Raw genomic sequence first — 1,193 nt, 5'->3', positions numbered from 1 at the left:
GACCGCGGAGATCGCCCGCGACGAGCTCGCCCCCGCCGCCGCGAGCGCCGAAGAGCAGGAGCGCTTCCCGCGCAAGGCGTTCCAGCTGCTCGGCGCCTCCGGCCTGCTCGGCCTGCCCTACCCGGAGGAGCACGGCGGCGGCGCCCAGCCCTACGAGGTCTACCTCCAGGTGCTCGAAGAGCTCAGCAGCGCCTGGATGACCGTCGGCGTCGGCCTGTCCGTGCACACCATGTCCTGCTACCCGCTCGCCCACCACGGCACCGCGCAGCAGCGCGAACGCTGGCTGCCGGAGCTGATCGGCGGGGAGCTGCTCGGCGGCTACGCGCTGTCCGAGGCGCACGCCGGGTCCGACGCCGCCGCGCTGAGCACCCGCGCCGAGCGCGACGCCGACGACTACGTCGTCACCGGCAGCAAGTCGTGGATCACGCACGGCGGCGTGGCGGACTTCTACACCCTGATGGCGCGGACCTCCGACGACGGGCCGCGCGGCATCAGCTGCCTGCTCGTCGACGGCGGCACGCCGGGGCTGTCGGCGGCACCGCCGGAACGCAAGATGGGCCTCACCGGCTCCCCCACCACGGAGCTGCGGTTCGAAGGCGCCCGAGTACCGGCGGAGCGGCTCATCGGCGACGAGGGCCAGGGCTTGTCCATCGCGCTAGACGCCCTCGATTCCGGCCGGCTCGGCATCGCCGCCTGCGCCGTCGGGCTCGCCCAGGGGGCGCTGGACCTCGCCGTGGACTACGCGCGGCAGCGCACGCAGTTCGGGAAGGCGATCATCGAGTTCCAGGGCGTGGAGTTCCTGCTCGCCGACATGGCCGCCGCCGTGCAGTCCGCCCGCGCCGCCTACCTGGACGGGGCGCGGCGACGCGACGCGGGCCGGCCGTTCGGGATGCAGGCGTCGGTGGCGAAGCTCGTCGCCACCGACGCCGCGATGAAGGTGACCACCGACGCGGTGCAGGTCCTCGGCGGCGCGGGCTACACCCGCGACTTCCCCGCCGAGCGCTACATGCGCGAAGCGAAGGTCCTCCAGATCTTCGAAGGCACAAACCAGATCCAACGCATGCTCATCGCCCGCCACGTTCGATCTTGTTCTGCTCGGGTGTCCGGGTAGCGGAACCTCAGCTGTCTTCTCGCTGCGGGATCTTTTTCCCAAGTGGCTCCGCCACGAGGGAAAAAGCTGTCCTCGCGAGAAG

The 1,193-nt window shown here is 71.9% G+C and carries 1 protein-coding gene; it reads left to right on the top strand.

What is annotated here, in order from left to right; translation table 11 throughout:
- Positions 1 to 1,111: acyl-CoA dehydrogenase family protein (locus tag ACWD38_RS30335; protein ID WP_450125448.1), on the top strand; the 1,111-nt coding region annotated here is incomplete at its 5' end.
- Between the last annotated feature and the right edge of the window lie 82 nt (positions 1,112 to 1,193).

This window comes from Saccharopolyspora sp. NPDC002578, from assembly GCF_053592695.1.
Note: the sequence above shows the minus strand (reverse complement) of the source record. Positions and strands in the feature narration are given on the sequence as shown.